The following is a 5067-nucleotide window of genomic DNA, read 5'->3' as shown; positions in this document are numbered from 1 at the left end:
CGGCGACCCAGCGGGCTGGAACGTGTGGCAGACGTTACAACCAATCGACAAGTTTCGAAGCGGGCCGCAAGTTGACCAGTGCCCTGCCAAACGACCTCGCGCATGATTGTGTCCGGCGTGGAAATGCCCCTGCCTGTGGTAAGGGGTCACATGGCGGGGTCGGTGGCAATGGCGGCGATGGGTTGCCGCAGTCGGTGGGTTGGTGGTCGGACAGTAGGCCGGCGACGCGCGGATGCTGATGTCGCGGCTGTCGCGGCGGCCGAGGTGGCGGGTCAACCTGCGCCTCAACGACGGGCCGGAGGCTGTAACCAGTGTCCTGCTGGAGGGACCCGCCGACGGTGACGTTCACCGTCGCGATAAGGGCGACGCGGTCCGGCTGTACAACGTCGGGCGCGCCTGCCTCCAAGCCGCGCCTACTCCCGCATTTACCAGGGCCGGGAGAACTCATCGACCACATTCTCGCCTCGCGCGACCTACAGCTGCGCCTGGTGAGCTTCGATTCTCTCGTCGACGACATCACCTCCATCGGCGCCTCCACCCTCAGCCGCGCGGCCGCCACCGTGCCAGACCACGCCCCGGTCATCGCCCGCTTCACTACCCTGTAGCGGGCGCCAATCTTTCGGTAGCCAGCGAACCGGCCGGTCACACCGCCATCGCGCCCATGCAGCACGAAGCAACCCTCCGGCGTGCCCGCGCGGTGGTGTCGTTACTCGGCTGGGCTGGCTTGCCGGCGGCGCAGCGTGCGAATCCACCCCTGGGCCGTGTGGCGGGGCACGTTGTAGTGATCGGCGACAGCCGCCACGCTGCCAGCCTGCTGATACACCGACTCCAGATCACCCGGTGACCGCCGGTACACACGACCCTTGCCCGGGGACGCTTCGCCTTTCGCGGTCTGCTTGGTGGCTTTCCGACCGGCGTTCGTGGTGTTGGCACCGGCGGCTTTCCGCCCACGCGCCCGGGTCGCGCCGGCGGCCGGGGCTTTCGCCCGTGACGCCTGCTTGGGAACAGCCACCTCGGTCGCGTCGCCGTCCACCAGCACAGTCGTCGCCGGCTCGACGGTGGACGTGGATGCGGCGACAGGCTGGGCGGCCTCGGTGTCCGCGGCAGGCTCCTCGTCGCCAACGGATCCAGCGGGCGCATCGTCGGCCGCAGCAGCAGGCGACACAGTCAACGCCTGCTGCCCTCCGACGGCCGGGGTGACCGCCCTCAGCAGCAGATCCAGATCGACCGCGGGAATCTGGCCGGCGGTCAGCCCGTCCCCCTCACCGGCGCGTACCACCAGCTCGGTGATGCGCGCGGTCGCGCCGTTCAACTCGACCCTCATGGTTGTGGTCGCTTGGCTGGGATCGTCCGCGGCGATGGTAATGGTGTAGGAACTCACGACTCTACGGGCTGTTCCGCCGTTGGCAACGCGCCGGGGTGTGGCAGCGGATCGTCACCGGGCTGCAGACCCGCGCCGACGCCGCCGGTCTGATCACCTGGGACGTCAGCGTCGACTCGACCATCGCTCGGGCGCATCAGCACGCCGCCGGCGCCCGCACCCGGCCCGAGCTGCAGAAGGAACCACCGGGCGGGGTCGAGGACGAGCCGGCTGATCACGCTCTGGGTCGGTCGCGGGGTGGCTGGACCACCAAGCTGCACCTGGCCTGCGAGCAGGGCCGCAAGCCGCTGTCGATGCTGGTGACCGGCGGGCAGCGCGGCGACAGCCCGCAGTTCACCCGGGTCCTGACCCGCATCCGGGTCCCCCGACCCGACGGCGGCCGACCCCGCACCCGACCCGACCGGGTCCTCGCGGACAAGGCATACAGCTCCCGCGCCAACCGTGAGCACCTACGCCGACGTGGCATCCCGGCCACGATCCCGATCAAGATCGATCAGGCCGCCAGCCGGCGCAAGAAGGGATCCAAGGGCGGACGACCGCCGACCTTCGACGCCCACATCTACCAGCAGCGTCACGCCGTCGAGTGCGTCATCAACCGGCTGACCCGAAAATCGGTGAAGGAGTGGGCAGGTGGCAGCACCCGGCGGAGCGTCAGCGGAGCCGGGTGCGGGCGGCTCACGCCGCTGAGCGAGAGCAGACCGACTGGCGCCACCGACACCTTTGATGCTGGCGTCGTGTCGCGGCAACGCCGTCAACCTGGGACTCGTGTGGTGCTTCTGTGATTCGGCGAGGCACCGCTGCCGCGGATTCAGGCATCCGAGTAGTAGTAGCGCCCGTCATGTCCTGGACGGTAGCGGTGGTGACGGTTTCGGCGCTTGAGGAACGGCAGCTGGCCCGCCCTTACACCGACCCGGGCGCGGGTATTGGTGCGATGAATGGCGAAGTGTGCTTGCCGGCGAGGATTCGTGAAGGCTAATCGGGGTAACCGCCGCCATGGCAGCTGATCGCAACGACCAGCCACGCCGCGACACCGCATCCGAGGTTGCCAAGGCATTCACGGCGCGCGCCCATCACGCTGGCGGCGAGGCGGGCAGGCTGCGGCTACGTCAGCTTGAGATCATCTTGTTCATCTCGTTGCAGGCCGGGGTTGCTGCCGCACTGTCATGGACGATCGCACGCGAGGTACTGGACAGGCCAGCACCAGTGTTCGCCCCTAGCGCAGCTGTCGGCCTTATCGTCGCCGCTCTCGGGCAGCGGGCCCGGCGTACATTCGAGCTGGTGCTCGGCGTCGGGTTGGGGCTGTTCCTCAGCGATCTACTGTTGCTCGCTTTCGGGTTCGGGCCATGGCAGATCGGGCTGGTGGTGGCGCTGGCTATCGCCGTCGCGCTGCTACTAACCGGCAAGAGCGGTGCGTTGGTCGCCCAGGCAGGCAGCGCCGCCGTGCTGATTGCCACGTTGTCACCCGCCGAGCGGAACCTTGAGTGGCCTCGACTTACGGACTCCCTGGTGGGCGGCCTTGTGGGACTGGTCGTGGTCGCGGTGCTGCTGCCGATCAACCCGATGCGCCTCGTCGACCGCGCCGCCGAACCAGTGACCGAGACCCTCTCCAGCCAGCTTCAGGAGATCGGACGCGCGCTGTCACAGCGGGACCCGGTCCGCGCAGTGCGAGCACTTGAACAGCTCCGCGGCATGGATGCCGACCTGGTCCGCTTACACGAGGCGCTGGGGGCCGCCGAGGAAGTGACAACCATCGCGCCGGCGCGCTGGCGTCGTCGGCACGACGTCGAGCGGTACCAACACGGCGTACAGCACCTGGATCGGGTGGTTCTTGAGTGCCGGGAGCTGGCCCGCTGGGCGGCTAACAGCCTGCAGTACGGAGAGCCGGTGCCGGAGGAGGTACCCGCGGCCGTGGAGGGGCTCGGCGAGGCGGTCTGGCTGCTGCGGGAGGAAGGCCGAGAGGGCCGCTCGTTCGAGCGGTCCTTTCAGGTGATCTTGGACGTTGCACGTCTCGCCGGTAGGGCCCGAGATCGAGGGCTCGCGGACGCGATCGTAGCCCAGATAGGCACCATGGCGAGTGACATGCTCCGGGCCACCGGCATTGAGGCCGGCACGGCCAATCAAATGGTTCTGGAGGCAGCTCAGTGGGCCCCAGGCAAACAGGATACCTAAAGGTCGGGTGGCCGGAGGGAGTCTCACCCTCCGGCTCCCACAGAACCGTGCGTAACGATCTCTCGTTACACGGCTCTTGTCATCCTGATCACCAGAACGTCGGTGTCCATGCCCAGTGAGCGAAGAGCCTGGGGTACTGGCGGGTGATGCGTTGCCAGCACTTGTGGGCCTTCTTGAACTTCCGGAGCCGTTTGAATTTCTTGCGGATCCAGCGCATCAGGTAGGCGTTGATGCGTCGTAGGAGGGGAAACAGCGCGGAGCGGTAGAACGCCCCGTAGTACTGCAACCAGCCGCGCACGACCGGGTTGGTTCGTTGCGCAAGCTCGGAAAAGGTCAAGTGCGTCCGCATGTGAAGCCGCCAGGAGCGGACTTCTCCGCTGATCTTCTTTAGGGCGTCCTTGCTGATCGCGGGCAGGAAACTGGTGAAGAACGTTCCGTTCCTGCTTCGCGCCTTGCGGGCACGGAAAGTGAACCCGAGGAAGGTGAACGATGTGTGCTCAGCCGAGCCGCGTCGCTTGCCGTCCTTGCAGTACACGATCCGGGTCTTGTCGGGATGCAGTTGCAGGCCGACTTCTTCCATCCTGTTCCCGAGCGCGGTCAGTACCTCGCGGGCTTGGCGCTCGCTGACGCAGTGAACGACGGCATCATCGGCGTAGCGTTCGAACCGGACGCCCGAATACGTTCGGGCCGGCCAGGCGTCGAACGCGTAGTGCATGAACAGGTTCGCCAGCACGGGCGAGACCGCGGACCCTTGCGGGGTCCCCCGGTCTCGCTGCTGCAAGGTTCCGTCGGGCAGTTGCATCGGTGCCTGTAGCCACCGCTTTACATACAGCACCACCCAACGGTCGGTGGTGTGCGCCTGGACCGCCTTGACCACCAGGTCCCAGGGCATGGTGTCGAAGAACTTCTGGATGTCCAGATCGATCACCCAGTCGGTCTTCCAGCACCGCTGCCGGCATGCCGCGACCGCGTCAAGGGCCGACCTGTTCGGCCGGTAGCCGTAGGAGTCTGGATGGAAGATCGGCTCGACCTTCGCCTCCAGCCTCGCGGCCACCACCGTCTGGGCGATCCTGTCCGCGACTGTGGGCACCCCGAGTACCCGGACCCCGCCGCCGTGCGGTTTCGGGATTTCCACCGCCTTCACCGCTGGCGGGAAGTAGCTGCCCGAGGACATCCGGTTCCAGATCCGGTAGAGATTGTTCTTCAGGTCTTTCTCGAAGTCCTCGATCGAGCAGCCATCCACACCGGCTGCGCCCTTATTGGCCTTGACCTTCAGGTACGCCTCCCACACCTCCCGCTTCGAAATATTGAACGGCCTGTCTGGTGACTTCAGCTGGTTCACGCAGCTCCTCCCGGACTCTGGCCCGGTTGACCGAACGAACACAAGCCACGGATGACCCGATCCCTTCGCTCCACCCCCATTACAGAGGCTTCCTCACTACTACAGACCGGTCCGCCGACACGCCCTGCGACGGTACTCAAATCCTTGCGGTTCAGCCGCTTGGAGTGCTCCCTCT

At 66.8% G+C, this 5067-nt stretch carries 4 protein-coding genes and 1 pseudogene; 3 read left to right on the top strand and 2 right to left on the bottom strand.

All coding sequences use genetic code 11. The features are described 5' to 3' along the window. The first annotated feature begins 338 nt into the window (after positions 1-338). Positions 339-605, top strand: a complete 267-nt coding sequence (locus tag ACVCAH_RS37460; protein ID WP_447140943.1) for a hypothetical protein — start codon at positions 339-341, stop codon at positions 603-605. 101 nt (positions 606-706) lie between these two features. On the opposite strand, the gene ACVCAH_RS37455 is transcribed toward ACVCAH_RS37460, so the two are convergent. Continuing rightward, on the bottom strand, positions 707-1381 hold the full coding sequence (locus tag ACVCAH_RS37455; RefSeq protein ID WP_447140942.1) for a hypothetical protein: 675 nt from the start codon (positions 1379-1381) through the stop codon (positions 707-709). A gap of 2 nt (positions 1382-1383) precedes the next feature. Between ACVCAH_RS37455 and ACVCAH_RS37450 the strand changes: the two are divergent. Both ACVCAH_RS37450 and ACVCAH_RS37445 read left to right on the top strand, forming a co-directional pair. Further along, a pseudogene (locus ACVCAH_RS37450) lies at positions 1384-1989 on the top strand (IS5 family transposase); the annotation flags it as partial. Between the two features lie 385 nt (positions 1990-2374). Further along, positions 2375-3550 carry an FUSC family protein gene (locus ACVCAH_RS37445; RefSeq protein ID WP_447140941.1) on the top strand — a complete coding sequence of 392 codons (1176 nt, stop codon included), beginning with the start codon at positions 2375-2377 and terminating at the stop codon, positions 3548-3550. A gap of 88 nt (positions 3551-3638) precedes the next feature. Here ACVCAH_RS37445 and ltrA read toward each other — a convergent pair whose 3' ends face one another. Beyond that, positions 3639-4892, bottom strand: coding sequence for a group II intron reverse transcriptase/maturase (gene ltrA / locus ACVCAH_RS37440; protein ID WP_447140940.1), 1254 nt, complete (start codon positions 4890-4892; stop codon positions 3639-3641). Between the last annotated feature and the right edge of the window lie 175 nt (positions 4893-5067).

This window comes from Micromonospora sp. LZ34, assembly GCF_052981855.1.
This window is presented reverse-complemented; position numbering and strand designations above follow the sequence as displayed.

What these genes read in the sequence shown, in the direction of transcription:
- ACVCAH_RS37445 (WP_447140941.1), top strand. Translation starts at nt 2,375, where the DNA reads ATGGCAGCTGATCGCAACGACCAGCCACGCCGCGACACCGCATCCGAG.